This window comes from Geodermatophilus sp. CPCC 206100 (genome assembly GCF_048569675.1).
Taxonomy (GTDB): Bacteria; Actinomycetota; Actinomycetes; order Mycobacteriales; family Geodermatophilaceae; genus Geodermatophilus.
The window spans coordinates 25,528-40,015 of the sequence record NZ_JAQISV010000044.1 but is presented as its reverse complement, the minus strand read 5'-3'; the positions used below and the strand labels follow the sequence as shown (position 1 = coordinate 40,015).

General features: G+C 75.4%; 16 protein-coding genes. 6 read left to right on the top strand and 10 right to left on the bottom strand.

What is annotated here, in order from left to right:
- Window positions 1-50 precede the first annotated feature (50 nt).
- Complete coding sequence (locus PGN05_RS19400; RefSeq protein WP_419754212.1) at window positions 51-788, bottom strand: HAD family hydrolase; 738 nt, start codon at window positions 786-788, stop codon at window positions 51-53.
- Complete coding sequence (locus tag PGN05_RS19395; RefSeq protein WP_419754211.1) at window positions 785-2,287, bottom strand: mannitol dehydrogenase family protein; 1,503 nt, start codon at window positions 2,285-2,287, stop codon at window positions 785-787. The genes PGN05_RS19400 and PGN05_RS19395 overlap by 4 nt, the downstream gene beginning before the upstream one ends.
- A gap of 157 nt (window positions 2,288-2,444) precedes the next feature.
- Here PGN05_RS19395 and PGN05_RS19390 point away from each other — a divergent pair, with 157 nt between their 5' ends.
- The 4 genes from PGN05_RS19390 (at window position 2,445) to PGN05_RS19375 (ending at window position 5,755) form a co-directional block, all read left to right on the top strand.
- On the top strand, window positions 2,445-3,167 hold the full coding sequence (locus tag PGN05_RS19390; RefSeq protein ID WP_419754210.1) for an SGNH/GDSL hydrolase family protein: 723 nt from the start codon (window positions 2,445-2,447) through the stop codon (window positions 3,165-3,167).
- A gap of 145 nt (window positions 3,168-3,312) precedes the next feature.
- Window positions 3,313-4,461: a zinc-dependent alcohol dehydrogenase gene (locus PGN05_RS19385; protein ID WP_419754209.1), complete on the top strand. Its 1,149-nt coding sequence runs from the start codon at window positions 3,313-3,315 to the stop codon at window positions 4,459-4,461.
- A gap of 17 nt (window positions 4,462-4,478) precedes the next feature.
- Window positions 4,479-5,054: a hypothetical protein gene (locus PGN05_RS19380; protein WP_419754208.1), complete on the top strand. Its 576-nt coding sequence runs from the start codon at window positions 4,479-4,481 to the stop codon at window positions 5,052-5,054.
- Window positions 5,055-5,083: 29 nt separating this feature from the next.
- Window positions 5,084-5,755: a maleylpyruvate isomerase family mycothiol-dependent enzyme gene (locus tag PGN05_RS19375; RefSeq protein WP_419754207.1), complete on the top strand. Its 672-nt coding sequence runs from the start codon at window positions 5,084-5,086 to the stop codon at window positions 5,753-5,755.
- Between the two features lie 6 nt (window positions 5,756-5,761).
- Here PGN05_RS19375 and PGN05_RS19370 read toward each other — a convergent pair whose 3' ends face one another.
- The 4 genes from PGN05_RS19370 to PGN05_RS19355 are packed head-to-tail and all read right to left on the bottom strand — an operon-like array spanning window position 5,762 to window position 8,592.
- Complete coding sequence (locus PGN05_RS19370) at window positions 5,762-6,943, bottom strand: MFS transporter (protein WP_419754206.1); 1,182 nt, start codon at window positions 6,941-6,943, stop codon at window positions 5,762-5,764.
- Complete coding sequence (locus PGN05_RS19365) at window positions 6,940-7,494, bottom strand: TetR/AcrR family transcriptional regulator (protein ID WP_419754205.1); 555 nt, start codon at window positions 7,492-7,494, stop codon at window positions 6,940-6,942. The genes PGN05_RS19370 and PGN05_RS19365 overlap by 4 nt, the downstream gene beginning before the upstream one ends.
- A complete protein-coding gene (locus PGN05_RS19360) occupies window positions 7,491-8,081 on the bottom strand; it encodes a sugar O-acetyltransferase (RefSeq protein WP_419754204.1) in 591 nt (196 codons plus the stop codon). Before PGN05_RS19360 ends, PGN05_RS19365 begins: the two co-directional genes overlap by 4 nt.
- Before the next feature lie 40 nt (window positions 8,082-8,121).
- Window positions 8,122-8,592, bottom strand: coding sequence for a heme-degrading domain-containing protein (locus PGN05_RS19355; protein WP_419754203.1), 471 nt, complete (start codon window positions 8,590-8,592; stop codon window positions 8,122-8,124).
- Window positions 8,593-8,692: 100 nt separating this feature from the next.
- Here PGN05_RS19355 and PGN05_RS19350 point away from each other — a divergent pair, with 100 nt between their 5' ends.
- Window positions 8,693-9,808 (top strand): YihY/virulence factor BrkB family protein, encoded by a 1,116-nt coding sequence (locus tag PGN05_RS19350; protein WP_419754202.1) that lies wholly within the window; start codon window positions 8,693-8,695, stop codon window positions 9,806-9,808.
- Here PGN05_RS19350 and PGN05_RS19345 read toward each other — a convergent pair.
- From PGN05_RS19345 to PGN05_RS19330, 4 genes are read right to left on the bottom strand one after another with little or no spacing between them, the layout of a single operon-like run.
- A complete protein-coding gene (locus PGN05_RS19345; RefSeq protein WP_419754201.1) occupies window positions 9,746-10,504 on the bottom strand; it encodes an SDR family NAD(P)-dependent oxidoreductase in 759 nt (252 codons plus the stop codon). The two genes, PGN05_RS19350 and PGN05_RS19345, sit on opposite strands and share 63 nt — an antisense overlap.
- Before the next feature lie 16 nt (window positions 10,505-10,520).
- Window positions 10,521-11,291, bottom strand: coding sequence for an SDR family NAD(P)-dependent oxidoreductase (locus PGN05_RS19340; RefSeq protein WP_419754200.1), 771 nt, complete (start codon window positions 11,289-11,291; stop codon window positions 10,521-10,523).
- A complete protein-coding gene (locus PGN05_RS19335; protein WP_419754199.1) occupies window positions 11,288-12,406 on the bottom strand; it encodes an LLM class flavin-dependent oxidoreductase in 1,119 nt (372 codons plus the stop codon). Before PGN05_RS19335 ends, PGN05_RS19340 begins: the two co-directional genes overlap by 4 nt.
- A gap of 43 nt (window positions 12,407-12,449) precedes the next feature.
- The gene (locus PGN05_RS19330) at window positions 12,450-13,370 is read right to left on the bottom strand and encodes an EamA family transporter (protein WP_419754198.1); all 921 of its coding nucleotides are present in this window, start codon (window positions 13,368-13,370) and stop codon (window positions 12,450-12,452) included.
- A gap of 281 nt (window positions 13,371-13,651) precedes the next feature.
- Here PGN05_RS19330 and fabG point away from each other — a divergent pair, with 281 nt between their 5' ends.
- Window positions 13,652-14,467 (top strand): 3-oxoacyl-ACP reductase FabG, encoded by an 816-nt coding sequence (gene fabG / locus PGN05_RS19325; RefSeq protein ID WP_419754197.1) that lies wholly within the window; start codon window positions 13,652-13,654, stop codon window positions 14,465-14,467.
- Window positions 14,468-14,488 lie beyond the last annotated feature (21 nt).

Sequence of the window (14,488 nt, the reverse complement as noted above, 5' to 3'; positions counted from 1 at the left end):
GTTCGGCGGGGGGACACGACGCGACGTCGGACACCCCCGCCTCGGCACCGCTACAGCAGGAGGTCGGTCAGCTCCGCCCAGGAGGTCACGACGGCGGCCGCCCCGGCCTCCCGCAGCGCCTGCGCCCGGGCCGCCCGCTCGGGGAGCGGCACGAAGACGAGGGTCCCGATCGTCGGGTGGCCGGCGGCGACGGCCGACAGCGCGCCGTTGACCGAGTCCTCGACGGCGATGCCCTGCTCGGGTCGGATCCCCAGCTGCCGCGCGGCCAGCGCGTAGACGGCCGGGTCCGGCTTGCTGGTGGGCACGGGCAGCGAGTCCTCGGCGCTGAACCGGCGGTCGGCCGGGAACACCGGTGCCAGCCCGGTGACGTCGAGGCACGCGTCCAGCCGCGTCGAGGCGCTGGAGGTGACCGCCGCCAGCCGGAACCGGCCGGCGAGGCGGTCCAGCGCGGTGCGGACGCCGGGATCGGGTCGCAGCACCGTCGACAGGTGGGCGGTGACGACCTCCTTCTCCTCGGCCACCCAGTGCTCGAGGTCGCCGTCGGCGAGGGTGGCGCCGAAGCCCGCCGCGAGCTCGTGCGCGGCCCCCCGGAAGTTCTTGCCGTTGGTCATCCGCTGCAGCTCCTCGGGGGCGAAGGAGCGCTCGGCCCCCAGCCCGGCGAGGAAGCGGTTGGTCACCCCCGCCGACGCGGCGTACGCCGGCTCCTCCGACGGGAACAGGGTGCCGTCGGCGTCGCAGAGCAGGGTGGTCGCGGCGCCGACGTCCACGGGGGCGAACAGCTCGGTCATCGGGCGCCGGCTCCGCCGTCGGCGGCGAGGAACTCCGCGATGACCTCGCGCGGGCCCTGCCGGTCCAGCGCGGTGAGCGCGTGCTGCACGCAGTCGGCGAAGCGGGGGTCCTGGCCGATGGTGTCGAAGACCGACCGCTCGGACAGCAGGGGCGTCGCGTCGCCGCCGGCCTCGCGGGCCATCGGGACGAGGTCGGGACGGGGACCCTCGATGGGCACCTCCTCGCCGGCGTAGTCCTCGCCGCGGAGGAAGCGCAGCCAGCCGGCCACCGCGAGGCACAGCAGGTGGTGCGGGCGGCCCTGCTCCATCGCCTCCCGCACCGACGGGAGCAGGTAGTTGGGGATCTTGGACGAGCCGCGGCGGGCCAGCCGGGCGAGCTGGTCGGCCATCCGGGGGTTGGCCAGCCGGTCGAGCAGGGTGCGCTGGTACTCGGCCAGGTCGACGCCCGGGACCTCCGGCAGGAGGGGCGCGATCTCCTCGGACATCAGCCGGCTCAGGTAGGTGGCGAACACCGGGTCGGCCATGAGCTCGGCGGTCGTCCGGTGACCGGCCAGGTAGCCGAGGTAGGCGATGGCACTGTGCCCGGCGTTGAGCAGCCGCGTCTTCACCGTCTCGTAGGGCGAGACGTCCTCGACGAACTGGACGCCGACCTGCTCCAGCGGCGGCCGGCCGTTGCAGAAGGAGTCCTCGACCACCCACTGGCGGAACGGCTCGGTGAGGACCGGCCAGCGGTCGTCGACCCCGGTCGCGGCCGCGACGGCGTCCCGGTCCTCCGGGGTCGTGGTGGGGGTGATCCGGTCCACCATGCTGCTGGGGAACGCGACGTGCTCTTCGATCCAGTCGGCGAGGTCGTCGTCCCGCAGCCGCGCGAAGGACACCACCGCCGTGCGCGCGGCCGTCCCGTTGCTCGGCATGTTGTCGCAGGACAGCACGGTGAACGGCGGGAGGCCGGCCTGCCGGCGCCGGTCCAGCGCCTCGACCAGGTAGCCGAAGACCGTCTCGGGCGTGCCGGGGTCCTCGAGGTCGCGGGCCACGTGCGGGTCGTCGGCGTCGAACGCGCCGGTGTGGGCGTCGATGCGGTACCCGGTCCCGGTGATGGTGAGGGTCACCAGCCGGGTGCTCTCGTCGGCCAGGGCGGCGAGCACGGCCTCGGGGTCCTCGGGGGCGTAGAGGTAGCGCGTCATCCCACCGACGACGCGGGCGTCGTCGCCGTCGGCGGTCCGTTCGACCACGAGGTAGAGGTGGTCCTGGGCGCTGAGCACCTCGCCGATCTCGCGGCTGTGCAGGCCCACGCCCACGACGCCCCAGTCGGTCTCCCCGCGGCGGGCCAGCTCGTCGAGGTAGACGGCCTGGTGGGCGCGGTGGAAGCCACCGACGCCGATGTGCACGATCCCGGGGCGGAGGGCGGCCCGGTCGTACCCGGGGGGCGAGACAGCGGGCGGGAGGTCGGACAGGGTGCCCTCGGAGAGCGGCACGGAGCGGGCAGGGGCGAGCGTCATCGACGATCCTGAACGGGAGAGGGGGGCGCGGGCCGCCGCTTGGACCACTGCGCCGGGACCGGAGTGCCCACCCCGTCCCGGTGCGGAAACGGAACCGGACCGGATGTGATCGATCCCTCGTCCGGCGGCCGCCGGACCGGTGGCGCACGCTGGTGCGGTGGCGGACCCGGCGACGACGTCCTACGCCGCGCTCGGCGACTCCATCTCGATCGACGAGTACGCCGGCGGTCCCGGGCGGGGCGGGGCCAGCCTGCTCGTCGACAACCGGGACGACGACTTCCCCGAGTGGCGGGGGCGGGACCTGCGGACCGCCGACCCGCGGACGACGTTCGCGCTGCTGGCCGGCGACGGCGCGACCACGCGCACGCTGCTCGACGTCCAGCTGCCCCGCCTGGCCGCGCTCCCGGGCCGGCCGACGCTGGTCACCCTGACCATCGGCGGCAACGACCTGCTCGGCGCCTACGGGGACACCCCGAGGGCGCGCGCCGTCGTCGGCCGGGTGGCCGCCGCCGTCGACCGGGCGCTCGCCGCGGTGCACTCGGTGCTCGCCCCCGGCGGCCGGATCGCCGTCGGCACCGTCTACGACCCCAGCGACGGCACCGGCGACGCCGACCGGCTCGGCCTGCCGCCCTGGCCGGACGCCGTCGCCCTCATCGGCGAGCTGAACGAGGCCCTGCGGCGGGTCGCGAGATCGCACGGAGCCGCGGTGGCCGAGATCGCCCGGGAGTTCTCCGGCCACGGGCTGGCGGCGGGGGACCCCCGGCGTCCGGAGGCGCGCCCCGCGGACCGCGCGCTCTGGTACTGCCGGCTGATCGAGCCCAACGCCTGGGGTGCCGGCGGCGTCCGCGCGGCGTTCTGGGCGGCCCTGCACGGCCCCTGACCGCCGGGGGCCGGCCCGGAACGGCTGACCCGCCGACGGTTGGGCGCCGCCGGTCGTGGACAGGAAGGGGGCGCCGGACCGGCTGGTCCGGCACCCAGCCGGCGCCGTCGGGGACGGCGGCGCCACGGTGTGCCGAGGAGGCCGGATGCGCGCGATGGTCTACCGGGGGCCGTACAAGATCAGGGTCGAGGAGAAGGACGTCCCGGCGATCGAGCACCCGAACGACGCGATCGTGCGGGTGACGCTGGCGGCGATCTGCGGCTCGGACCTGCACCTCTACCACGGGCTCATGCCGGACACCCGGATCGGCCACACGTTCGGCCACGAGTTCATCGGCGTCGTCGACCAGGTCGGCCCCTCGGTGCGCAACCTCTCGGTCGGCGACCGGGTGATGGTGCCCTTCAACATCTTCTGCGGCACCTGCTGGTTCTGCGCCCGCGGCCTGTACTCCAACTGCCACAACGTCAACCCGAACGCGACCGCCGTCGGCGGCATCTACGGCTACTCGCACACGACCGGCGGGTACGACGGCGGGCAGTCCGAGTACGTCCGGGTGCCCTTCGCCGACGTGGGACCGGTGCGGATCCCCGACTGGATGAGCGACGAGGACGCCGTCCTGCTCACCGACGCCGTCCCGACCGGGTACTTCGGCGCGCAGCTCGGCGAGATCGTCGAGGGCGACGTGGTGGTCGTCTTCGGCGCCGGCATCGTCGGGCTGGTCGCCGCGCGGTCGGCCTGGCTGATGGGCGCCGGCCGGGTGATCGTGATCGACCACCTCGAGTACCGGCTGGAGATGGCGCGCAGCTGGGCGCACGCCGAGACGTTCAACTTCGCCGAGTACGACGACATCGTCGTCGAGATGAAGAGGACGACCGGCCACCTCGGCGCGGACGTCGCCATCGACGCCGTCGGCGCCGAGGCCGACGGCAATCTGCTGCAGCACCTCACCGGCGTGAAGCTAAAGCTGCAGGGCGGCTCGCCGATCGCGCTGAACTGGGCCATCGACTCGGTCCGCAAGGGCGGCACGGTGTCGGTCGTCGGCGCCTACGGCCCGATCCCGAACATGGTCAAGTTCGGTGACGCCCTCAACAAGGGCCTCACGCTGCGGATGAACCAGACCCCGGTGAAGCGGCAGTGGCCGCGGCTGTTCGAGCACGTGCGCAACGGCCACCTCACGCCGAGCGAGCTGATCACCCACCGGTTCCCGCTGGAGCACATCGCCGACGGGTACCACGTCTTCTCCGCCAAGCTCGACGGCTGCATCAAGCCGCTCGTCGTGCCGGGCGCGGCCTGAGCGAGGGGAGCCCGACCATGGCCTACACACCGCAGAAGCCGCCGCTGCCGGAGACGTCCGAGCAGCTGCGCGCGCGCATCCCCGGCTGGGGCGTCGACCTGGACCCGAAGGACCGCCCGTCCGTGCCCAAGCTGCAGTTCCAGGAGGACTTCTCGGGCGCGCACTGGGAGTTCCCCGAGCAGCAGCCGGAGAAGGAGCCGCGGGAGCACTCGATCGAGCACGCGTCGGTCACCCCGGTGTTCGGCACCGCCCAGCCGCTGCGCGGCCTGTCCGGGGCGATCCGGCGCCGGGCCTACGCCCGCTACAGCGAGGCCCGGCTGGCCCACTGGCTGCTGCTGGTCCTGGGCGACCGCGTCGACGCCTGGGGCAGCCACCTGCGCTCGTTCGCCACGCTGCGGCCGGACAACCCGATCACGCAGACCGGCGTGCGCGCCGAGTTCACCCACTCCGGGCTGCGGTCCCGGCTGGGCGCCCGGCGGACCGACCAGGTGCACCACCCGCTCGACCCGGTGATCGTGGCCGGGCCGTGGGTGGCCGCGGCGGGGCTGGCCACGGTCGGCGTCCGGAGGGTGGTCCGCGCGCTGCGCCGATGAGTTCGGGGCCGGCCGGGCGTCTGCCCGGTGTGACCGCCTCAGCACCCGCCTCCGCCGCCCGCCGCCGTCCCCGTGTCGCCCGCCTCGACGACGTCCGCGCGGAGCGGCTGTCGCTCGCCGACCTGCTCGACACGCTGTCCGCGCCGGAGTGGGGAGCGCCCTCGCTGTGCGACGGGTGGACCGTGCACGACGTCGTCGCCCACGTCACCCTGTCGCCCCGGCAGCGGACCTGGCCGACCCTGGTCCGGGTGGCCCGCGCGCGCGGCGACTTCGAGCGGGCGGAGGCCGAGCACGCCCGCGAGCGCGCGGCCCGCCACCGGCCCGCGGAGCTGGTGGCGCAGCTGCGGGAGACCGCCGGTGTGGACTCCCGGCTGCGACTGAGCGGGCCGCTGGACCCGCTGGTCGACGTCCTGGTGCACGCCCAGGACATCGCCCGTCCGCTCGGCCGGCACCGGGCGATGCTCCCCGAGCGGGTGCTGCCGGCGCTGGGTCACGTGTGGGCCAGCGCCTTCTACCGCCGGCCGGACCGGCGCTTCGCCGGGCTGCGGCTCGTCGCGACGGACGCGGACTGGTCGGCCGGCGAGGGGCGCGAGGTGCGCGGCCCGGCAGGGGACCTGCTGCTGCTCGCGACCGGCCGCCGGGCCGGGCTCGCGGGGGTCAGCGGAGCGGGGGCCGAGGAGGCGGCCGGCCGGATGGCCTGAGGCCGCTCAGCCGGCGGCGAGGCGGCGGGGCAGCACCCGGCCTACCAGCAGGGTGCCCAGTCCCGCCGCGACGACCACCAGCAGGGCTGCTCGGAGGCTGGTGGCGTCGGCGAGGACGCCGACCAGGGGCGGCGACAGCAGGAAGCCGATCCGCAGCAGCCAGTTGACGACGGCCAGCCCCAGCCCGGCGGGCAGGCCCGGCAGCTCGTCCGCGGCGCCGTAGACGGCCGGGACCAGGGTGGCCACGCCCAGGCCGACGAGGGCGAAGCCGGCCAGCGCCGCGGGGACCGACGGGAACGCCAGGGCCAGAGCCATCCCGGCCGCGGTGAGGGCGCCGCCGACCCGGGCCACCCGGCGCTGCCCGAACCGGTCGACGGCGCGGTCGCCGGTCAGCCGGCCCACCGTCATCGCCACCGACAGGGCGACGAAGCCCAGCCCCGCGGTGGCCGCGCCGGCGGCCAGCTCACCGCGCAGGTACAGCGCGCTCCACGAGGCCCCGGCGTCCTCGACGACCGCGCCGAAGGTGGCCAGCGCCCCGAGGGCGGCCAGCGCGGGGACGGCGTCCCGCCGGCGCACCCGCCGCCCGCCTGCGGAGGTCGCCGGGACGCGGTCGGCGTCGTCGGGACCGGGCAGGAGCGCGCGGGAGCCGGCCAGCGCGAGGCCCGCGGCGAGCACGGCGACGACGGCGAGGTGGACGCCGAGCGGGACGCCCAGCCCGGTCGCGGCCGAGCCGAGCAGCCCGCCGGTGACCGCGCCGATGCTCCAGACGCCGTGGAAGGCGTTGAGGATCGACCGGTCGTAGGTGCGCTGCACCCGCAGCCCGTGGGCGTTCTGGGCGACGTCGACGACGGCGTCGAGCGCACCGGCGACCAGCAGCGCGGCCGCCAGCGCGCCCCACGAGGGCGCGACCGCCACCGCCCACACCGCGCCGGCGAGCAGGACCAGCCCGGCGGTCACCAGGCGCGCGGAGCCCACGCGCCGCAGCAGCCAGGCCGCGGACAGCCCGGCCAGCAGGGCGCCGAGCGGCATGGCGGCCAGCGCGGCGCCGAGAGAGCCGTTGCTCAGGCCCAGCCGGTCCTTCAGCTCGGGGAGCCGCGGCACGAGGTTGGCGTAGAGGACGGCGTTGAGGAAGAACGCCAGCCCGACCGCGGCCCGGGCCCGGCGCAGGTCCGGGCCGACCGCGGTCACGCGGCGGCCATGCGGGAGAGAGCGTGCGCGATCTGCTCCCGGTCCATCGGCTCGGTGGACAGCGCGCTGTGCAGCACCAGGCCCTCGACCAGGGCGTCGACCTCGCGGGCGGTGACGGGGTCCAGGTGGTGCTCGAGGCTGCGCCGGCTGCGCGCCATCCAGTCCTGGGTGACCGCGCGCAGGGCGGGGGTGCGGGCGGCGGCGACGTAGAGCTCGACGGCGAGCACCAGGTCCCGCGGCGAGCCCAGCAGGTCCCCGGTGACGTGCCCGACCAGCGTCTCCAGCGCGGCCGCCCGGTCGGGTGCCGCGCGCATGCGGTCCTCGAAGCGCGCCGCCACCGCCTCCACGTGCCGGGTGAAGGCCGCGGCCAGCAGCTGGTCGAGGCTGCGGAAGTGGTAGGTCAGCGACCCGAGGGGGACGTCGGCGGCCCGGGCGATGGCCCGGTGGGTGGCGGCGGCGACGCCCCGCTCGGCGATGACGTCCAGGGCCGTGTCCACCAGCCGGTCCCGCCGGCCGGGGTCGTGCCGGCGGGCGCGCCGTGGCGCGGTCACGACGCGGTGCCGTCCAGCCGCGTGACGACCCGCGCGGGGTTGCCGACCGCCACCACGCCGGCGGGCAGGTCCCGGGTGACCACGGACCCGGCACCGACCACCGTGTCGTCGCCGATGGTCACCCCCGGCAGCACGATGACGCCGCCCCCGAGCCAGACGTTGTCGCCGATGGTGATCGGCGCGGCGGCCTCCCACTTCTCGCGGCGCGGCCCGGGCTCGACCGGGTGGGTGGGGGTGAGCAGCTGGACGTGGGGACCGATCTGGACGTCGTCCCCGATCGTGATGGCCGCGACGTCGAGGGCGACCAGCCCGAAGTTGGCGAAGCACCGGGCGCCGAGGCGCAGGTGGGTGCCGTAGTCGACGTACAGGGGCGGCCGGATCTCGGTGCCCTCGCCGACGGACCCCAGCAGCGTCTCGAGCAGCTCCCGGCGCAGCGGCCCCTGTCGCGCCGACGTGGCGTTGTAGGCGTCCATGAGGTCGTGCGCGACGGCGGCGTCCTCGGCGATCCGGGGGTCGTCGGCGATGTAGGGGTCGCCGGCCAGCATCCGCTCGTGCATGGATCGGGGGTCGGCGTCGGGCGCGATCATGAGAACAAGCGTACACATCGGCGGGGGGCCGCCCCGAGGGTCAGCCGCCGAGGTGCGCGCGGATCGCGGCGACCACCATGCGGTGGTCGTCGAGCTGGGGGAGCCCGGACACGACGACGGCGCCGACCGGGCCCACCGAGCGCACCAGGACGGGGAAGGCGCCCCCGTGGGCCGCGTACCGCCGCGGGTCCAGCCCGAACTCACCCTCGAACGTGGTGCCGCGCTCGATCGAGGCCTGCCGGACGTAGAGGCTGCTGTGCCCGAAACGGTGCACCACGCGGGTCTTGCGCTCGATCCAGGCGTCGTTGTCCGGCGTCGCGCCGGTCAGCGCGGCGGAGAACAGCCGGGAGCCGTTGCGGACCACGGCGACGGCGATCGGCGCCCCGTCCCGGCGTCCGGACGCGACCAGCGCCGCGCCGAGGTCCCAGGCGTCGTCGTTGGTGAAGCTGGTGAACTGCAGCTCCCGCTCCTCGGCGGCGAGCTCAGCGAGGGCGGGGAAGGCGTCGTCCATCGGTCCTCCCTACCAGGGGGCGGCCCCGTTCACGGCGCCGCGGTGGACGGGGCCCGGTCCGGGGTAGGGGTCGCCCGGCCGAGCCGAACAGAGGTGGGCGATGTCGATCGCAGGGCGGGTGGACCGGTTCCAGCGGCGGCACCGGTGGGCGGGGTTCCCGATCGCGGTGCTCTACAAGTTCATGGACGACGACGCCCACTTCCTCGCCGCGCTCATCACCTACTACGGCTTCCTGGCGCTGTTCCCCGTGCTGCTCCTGCTCGCCACCGTCCTCGGCCTGGTGCTGGCCGGGAACCCGGAGCTCCAGCAGCGGCTGCTGGAGTCCGCGCTCGCGGAGTTCCCGGTCATCGGGCCGCAGCTGGGCACGCCCGAGCGGCTGGGCGGCGGGTTCACGGGAGTGGTGGTCGGCGGGCTGGTCGCGCTCTACGGGGCCCTGGGCCTGGGGCAGGCCATCCAGCACACGATGAACACCACGTGGTCCGTGCCCCGGCACAGCCGCCCCGACCCGATCACCTCGCGGGGACGCGGCCTGCTGCTGCTGGGCACGCTCGGCCTGCTGGTCCTGGGCAGCACGGTGCTGTCGGCCGTCGGCAGCGGCGCCGCGGCCTACGGCGGCTTCAACGTCGTGGTCCAGGTCGTCGTCATCGGTGGGTCGGTGCTGGTCAACGCGGCGGTCTTCGTGCTCGGCTTCCGCATCACGACCGCGCGCCGGCTCAGCACCCGCGACGTGCTGCCGGGGGCGTTGTCCGCCGCGGTGGTCTGGCAGCTGCTGCAGTCCTTCGGCGGGATCTACGTGGCGCGGGTGGTCGCCAACGCCAACGCCGTCGACGCGGTGTTCGCCCTCGTGCTCGGCCTCATCGCGTTCATCTACCTGGCGGCCACAGCGCTCGTGCTGTGCGTCGAGGTCAACGTCGTCCGGGTCGACCGGCTCTGGCCGCGGGCGCTGCTCACGCCGTTCGTCGACCACGAGGACCTGACCGAGGGCGACGAGCGGGTGTACGCCGACTCCGCCCGCGCCCAGCGCGCGGTGCGCCACCAGCGGGTCGATGTCTCGTTCGAGGGCGAGGGCGAGGGCGAGGGCGAGGGCGAGGGCGAGGGCGCGGGCCGGGGAGAGGCTGCGGGCCAGCGTGGGGGACCGGAGGACGGCGCCGGGTCAGCCGCTGAGCCCGCCGTCGACGACGAACGTGGTCGACGTGATCATGGCGCCGGCGTCTGAGGCCAGGTAGAGGACCGCCTGCGCGATCTCCTCCGGCGTGGTGTGCCGGCCGAGCGGGATCATCCGGTCGAAGGCCTGCGCCGCCTCGGCCTGGTCCAACCCCGTCGCCGCCATCTCGATCTCGTCCTGGAACGGCGTCGAGGTGGGCCCGGGGTGCAGCGTGTTGACCCGGATCCGGCGGGCGGCGACCTCGGCCGCCGCCGCGCGCATCAGCCCGACCTGGCCGTGCTTGGCCGCGACGTAGCCGCTGGAGCCGGGGAACCCCTTGAGCCCCGTCACGCTCGACATGATCACCGCGCAGCCGCCGTCGGGCAGGCGGGGCAGCCCGTGCTTGAGCACGTGGAACGCGCCGCCCACGTGCACCGCGAGCGTGTGCGCGAAGACGTCAGCCGGGTAGTCGGGGATCGGCGCGCTGGCGCCGCTGGTGCCGGCGTTGCTCACCAGCACGTCGAGCCGGCCGAAGTGCCGGTACCCGGCCTCGACGGCGTCCCGGACGGCGGCCTCGTCGGTGACGTCGGCCCGGGTGCCGAGCGCGGCCCCCGCGCCCAGCTCGGCGACGGCGGCGTCCAGCGCGTCCTGCCGGAGCCCGACCAGGTGGACGCGGGCCCCCTCGCGGACGAACAGCCGGGCGGTGGCCAGGCCGATCCCGCTCTCGCCGCCCGTGATCAGCGCGACCCGGTCCTGCAACTGGCCCATGCCCTGCACCTCCCCGTCAGAGGAACGTGACGCCGCCGTCGACGACGACCGTCTGCCCGGTGATGAACCCGCTGCCCCGCGAGCACAGGAACGAGACCGCGGGGCAGAGGTCGCCGGGCACCATCCCGCGGGCGACCGCCCGGCCCTGCGCCGCCGTCGCGACGTAGGACGGGTCGTTGAGCGCGAAGGTCGCCTCGGTCTCGACCAGCCCCGGCGAGATCGCGTTGACCGTGATGCCGTCGCGGCCGACCTCGCGCGCCACGCTGCGGGTCAGGGCGATCACCGCGCCCTTCGAGGCGGTGTAGTGCGCGAAGTACGGCACCCCCATGTGCACCGTCGAGGAGGCGATGTTGACGATCCGGCCGTACCCCTGCTCCTGCATCGCCGGGTGCACCGCGCGCATCCCGAGCCACACCCCGCGGGTGTTGACGCCCATCACCCGGTCCCACTCCGCGACGGAGATCTCGGTGAACGGCGTCTTCGCGCCGAGCCCCTGGTACACCGCCGCGTTGTTGACCAGCGCGTCGACCCGGTCGTGCCGGTCGAGCGTCGTGGCCACCAGGCGGGCCCACGCCGCCTCGTCGCCGACGTCGGTCGGCACGGAGCTCACCGTGTGCCCCGCCTCGATCTGCTCGGCGACCAGCGGCGCCGCGTCGCCGACGTCGGCCACGACCACGGCCGCCCCCTGGGCCGCCAGCGACCGGCACAGCTCGGCGCCGATGCCGCGGGCGCCGCCGGTCACGATGACGACGGTGCCGGGCTCGACGGTGTTCACCGGGGCGCTCACGCCGACCGCCCCGCGACCAGCCCGGCCGCGCCGACGGAGGCCCGGACGGCGGGCACCACCTCGTCGCGGAACAGCCGCAGCGACTCCAGCACCGCGGCCAGGTCGAGCGACCCCCACGCGAACGCCCCGGCGAGGTGGTCGACCTCCCCGACGGTCACCGCCTCGGCCACCCGCGCCGCCACGGTCTCCGGCGAGCCGACGAACACCCTGCCCTCGGCGACCAGCCGGTCGAGGTCGGCGGGCCCGGAGTGGCGCTCGCTGCCGGCCCGGCGCCACAGGTGGGTGAAGCTGGCGTGGTGGTCGGCGAACGCCGGGCGGGCCAGCGCGAGGGCCTCCTCGTCGGTCCGGGCCACCAGCACGTGGCGCATCATGCCGAACCGCGGTCTCCTGCCCGGCAGCCCGTAGCGGACGGCGCCGCGCGCGAGCGCCTCGCGGTGCCGCGCGCGGAACACCCGGCTCTGCTCCCGGACCACGTCCAGCGGCGGCGAGACGAACGCGAACCCGAAGAGCACGTCGAAGCCCTCCGCGCCCAGCCGCGGGATCGAGTCCGGGTTCGAGGTCGGGTACCACAGCGGCGGGTGCGGCCGCTGCACCGGCGGCACGTGCAGCTCGACCGGTTCGGCGGCCGGCCCGGACGGCGCCCCCACCGCGGGCGGGCGCCGGAACACCCCCGTCTCCAGCGCCTCGACGACCGCCGGCAGGTGCGCCTCGAACACCTCGGCGGCCCGCGGGCGGTCCACCCCGTACATGGCCGCCTCGATCGGCGAGGAGCCCTTCCCGACGCCGACCTCCAGCCGCCCGTGGCTCAGCTGGTCGAGCATGCCGATCTCCTGCACCAGCCGCAGCGGGTCGTACAGCGGCACGATGAACGTCGTCGCGGCCAGCCGGATCCGCGAGGTGACCCGGGCCGCCGCCGCGAGGAACACCGCGGGCGACGGCGCGAGCCCCAGCGGCGTGCCGTGGTGCTCGGCGAGGTGGTAGGTGCTGAACCCGCCCCGGTCGGCCTCCGCCAGCACCCGCAGCCGGTCGTCGTAGACCTCGGCCACCGACCGGCCCGGTCGCGCGTCCACCCAGTCGAACAGGCCGAACTCGATGTCTCCGGGGGCTTCGGTCATGGGCGTCGGCACCTCGTCTCGCCGTGGGGTGGTCCCCCCGACCTCATCTCACCGGTGCCGTCGGCGGCAACTCGGTGGCCGGCCGGCCGGTGCGCGGCCGGCTGCTGCCGAGCAGGACCCCGGCGACCACCGCCGCGCCGCAGGCCAGCTCCACGACGTACACCGGCTCGCCGAACGCCAGCCACGACGCCGCGATCCCCACGACGGGGACCAGCATCGAGAAGGGCGCCACCGTGCTGGAGGGGTGCCGGCTCATCAGCGCCGTCCAGATCCCCGACCCCACCACGGTCGCGATCAGCACCGTGAACGCCAGCCCGGCGAGGGCGAGCGCGCCGCGGGCGCCGGCGAGCGTGCTCAGCGACGTCCCCACGGCTCCGGGGCCCTCCACGAGCAGCGACACCGCGAGCATGGGCACCGGGGGCACCACGGTCATCCAGAGCATCAGCCGGAACGGCTCGGTGGTCCGGGCGCGCCGGTTGGCCAGGTTGCCCAGGGCCCAACCCATGCCCCCGCACAGCGTGAGCACGACCGGCAGGAGCGTCGCGCCGCCGCCGAGCTCGGCGCGGTGCAGCGCGATGCCGGCGAGCCCGGCGACCGCGACGGCCACCCCGGCCGCCTGCCGGGCGGTCAGCCGCTCCCGCAGCAGCAGCCCGGCCAGCACCACGGTGAACGGCGCCGAGGACTGCAGCACCAGCGAGGCCAGCCCGGTGGGCATCCCGGTGTCCATCGCCAGGTACAGGAAGAGGAACTGCAGGACGCCGAACCCGGCTCCGTAGCCCAGGACCCAGCGCCACGGCACCGCCGGGCGCGGCACCAGCAGCAGCGTCGGGACGGCGATCACGCCGAACCGCAGCGCGACGAGGAAGAACGGCGGGAACTGCGCCAGCGACAGGTGGATCGCCGGGAAGTTCAGCCCCCAGATCACGGCCACGGACAGGGCGAGGAGGCGGTCGCGCAACGGCACGGGGCCCAGCCTGACCGGTCGGGACGCTCCACCGCCTCCCGACCGAGCGGCACCGACGTCGGAGCGTCACCGCCGCGAACGGCAGTCGCCGGCGGGCGTCCGGGCCGGGCCGGTCGCCCACGCGGCGGTCAGCGGCGCGCCCGGGGCCACTGTGATCGCGGTCTCCGTTTGACGGGCCCGGGCGACGGCGAGAGGCTCGGTCCGTACCCGTGCCGGAATCGCCGCACCGCCGTTCCGACCTGGGCACACGCCGGACCCGCACCCGCAGCAGGAGGCTCCCCGTGACAGCGACGCAGGCATCCCCGGCACGGACCGGGGACAAGCTCCAGGGCCGGGTCGCCTTCGTGACCGGCGGCACGCGCGGCATCGGCGCGGCGATCTGCCGCAGCCTCGCCGCCCAGGGCGCCGCCGTCGCCGCCGGCTACAGCGGCAACACCCAGGCCGCCGAGGCGTTCTGCAAGGACGTCGGTACGGCCCACCCCGACAGCAAGGTCACCGTGCACCGCGGCGACATCGGCAACGCCGACGACTGCCGGCGCACGATCGCCGAGGTCATCGAGCAGCACGGCCGGCTCGACATCCTGGTCAACAACGCCGGGATCACCGCCGACAAGACAGTCCTCAAGATGACCGACGACGACTGGCGCCGCGTCATCGACGTCAACCTCTCCGGCGCCTTCTACCTCTCCCAGGCGGCGCTCAGCCACATGGTCGAGCGCGGCACCGGCCGCATCGTGATGATCTCCTCGGTCATCGGCGAGACCGGCGGCATCGGGCAGGTCAACTACTCCTCGGCGAAGTCGGGCCTGTTCGGGTTGACCAAGACCCTCGCCCGCGAGGCCGCGATGCAGGTGCAGCGCCAGGGCCTGGCCGATGGCGTCGGGATCACCGTCAACGCGGTCACCCCCGGCTACACCGCCACCGAGATGCTCGAGACCGTGCCCCAGAAGGTGCTCGACGGCCTCAAGGCGAAGATCCCGCTGGGCCGGCTCGGGCTGCCCGAGGAGGTCGCGCGCGTCGTGCACTTCCTCGCCGCCGACGCCTCGTCCTACATCACCGGCCAGGTCTGGGGCGTCAACGGCGGCCTGGACATGTAGCTCCGACGGTCCGCCGCTCCG

Bases quoted from the DNA above. Each gene is read 5' to 3' on its own strand.
- PGN05_RS19400 (WP_419754212.1), bottom strand. From the start codon at position 788: ATGACCGAGCTGTTCGCCCCCGTGGACGTCGGCGCCGCGACCACCCTG.
- PGN05_RS19395 (WP_419754211.1), bottom strand. From the start codon at position 2,287: ATGACGCTCGCCCCTGCCCGCTCCGTGCCGCTCTCCGAGGGCACCCTG.
- PGN05_RS19385 (WP_419754209.1), top strand. From the start codon at position 3,313: ATGCGCGCGATGGTCTACCGGGGGCCGTACAAGATCAGGGTCGAGGAG.
- PGN05_RS19380 (WP_419754208.1), top strand. From the start codon at position 4,479: ATGGCCTACACACCGCAGAAGCCGCCGCTGCCGGAGACGTCCGAGCAG.
- PGN05_RS19360 (WP_419754204.1), bottom strand. From the start codon at position 8,081: ATGATCGCGCCCGACGCCGACCCCCGATCCATGCACGAGCGGATGCTG.
- PGN05_RS19355 (WP_419754203.1), bottom strand. From the start codon at position 8,592: ATGGACGACGCCTTCCCCGCCCTCGCTGAGCTCGCCGCCGAGGAGCGG.
- PGN05_RS19350 (WP_419754202.1), top strand. From the start codon at position 8,693: ATGTCGATCGCAGGGCGGGTGGACCGGTTCCAGCGGCGGCACCGGTGG.
- PGN05_RS19345 (WP_419754201.1), bottom strand. From the start codon at position 10,504: ATGGGCCAGTTGCAGGACCGGGTCGCGCTGATCACGGGCGGCGAGAGC.
- PGN05_RS19335 (WP_419754199.1), bottom strand. From the start codon at position 12,406: ATGACCGAAGCCCCCGGAGACATCGAGTTCGGCCTGTTCGACTGGGTG.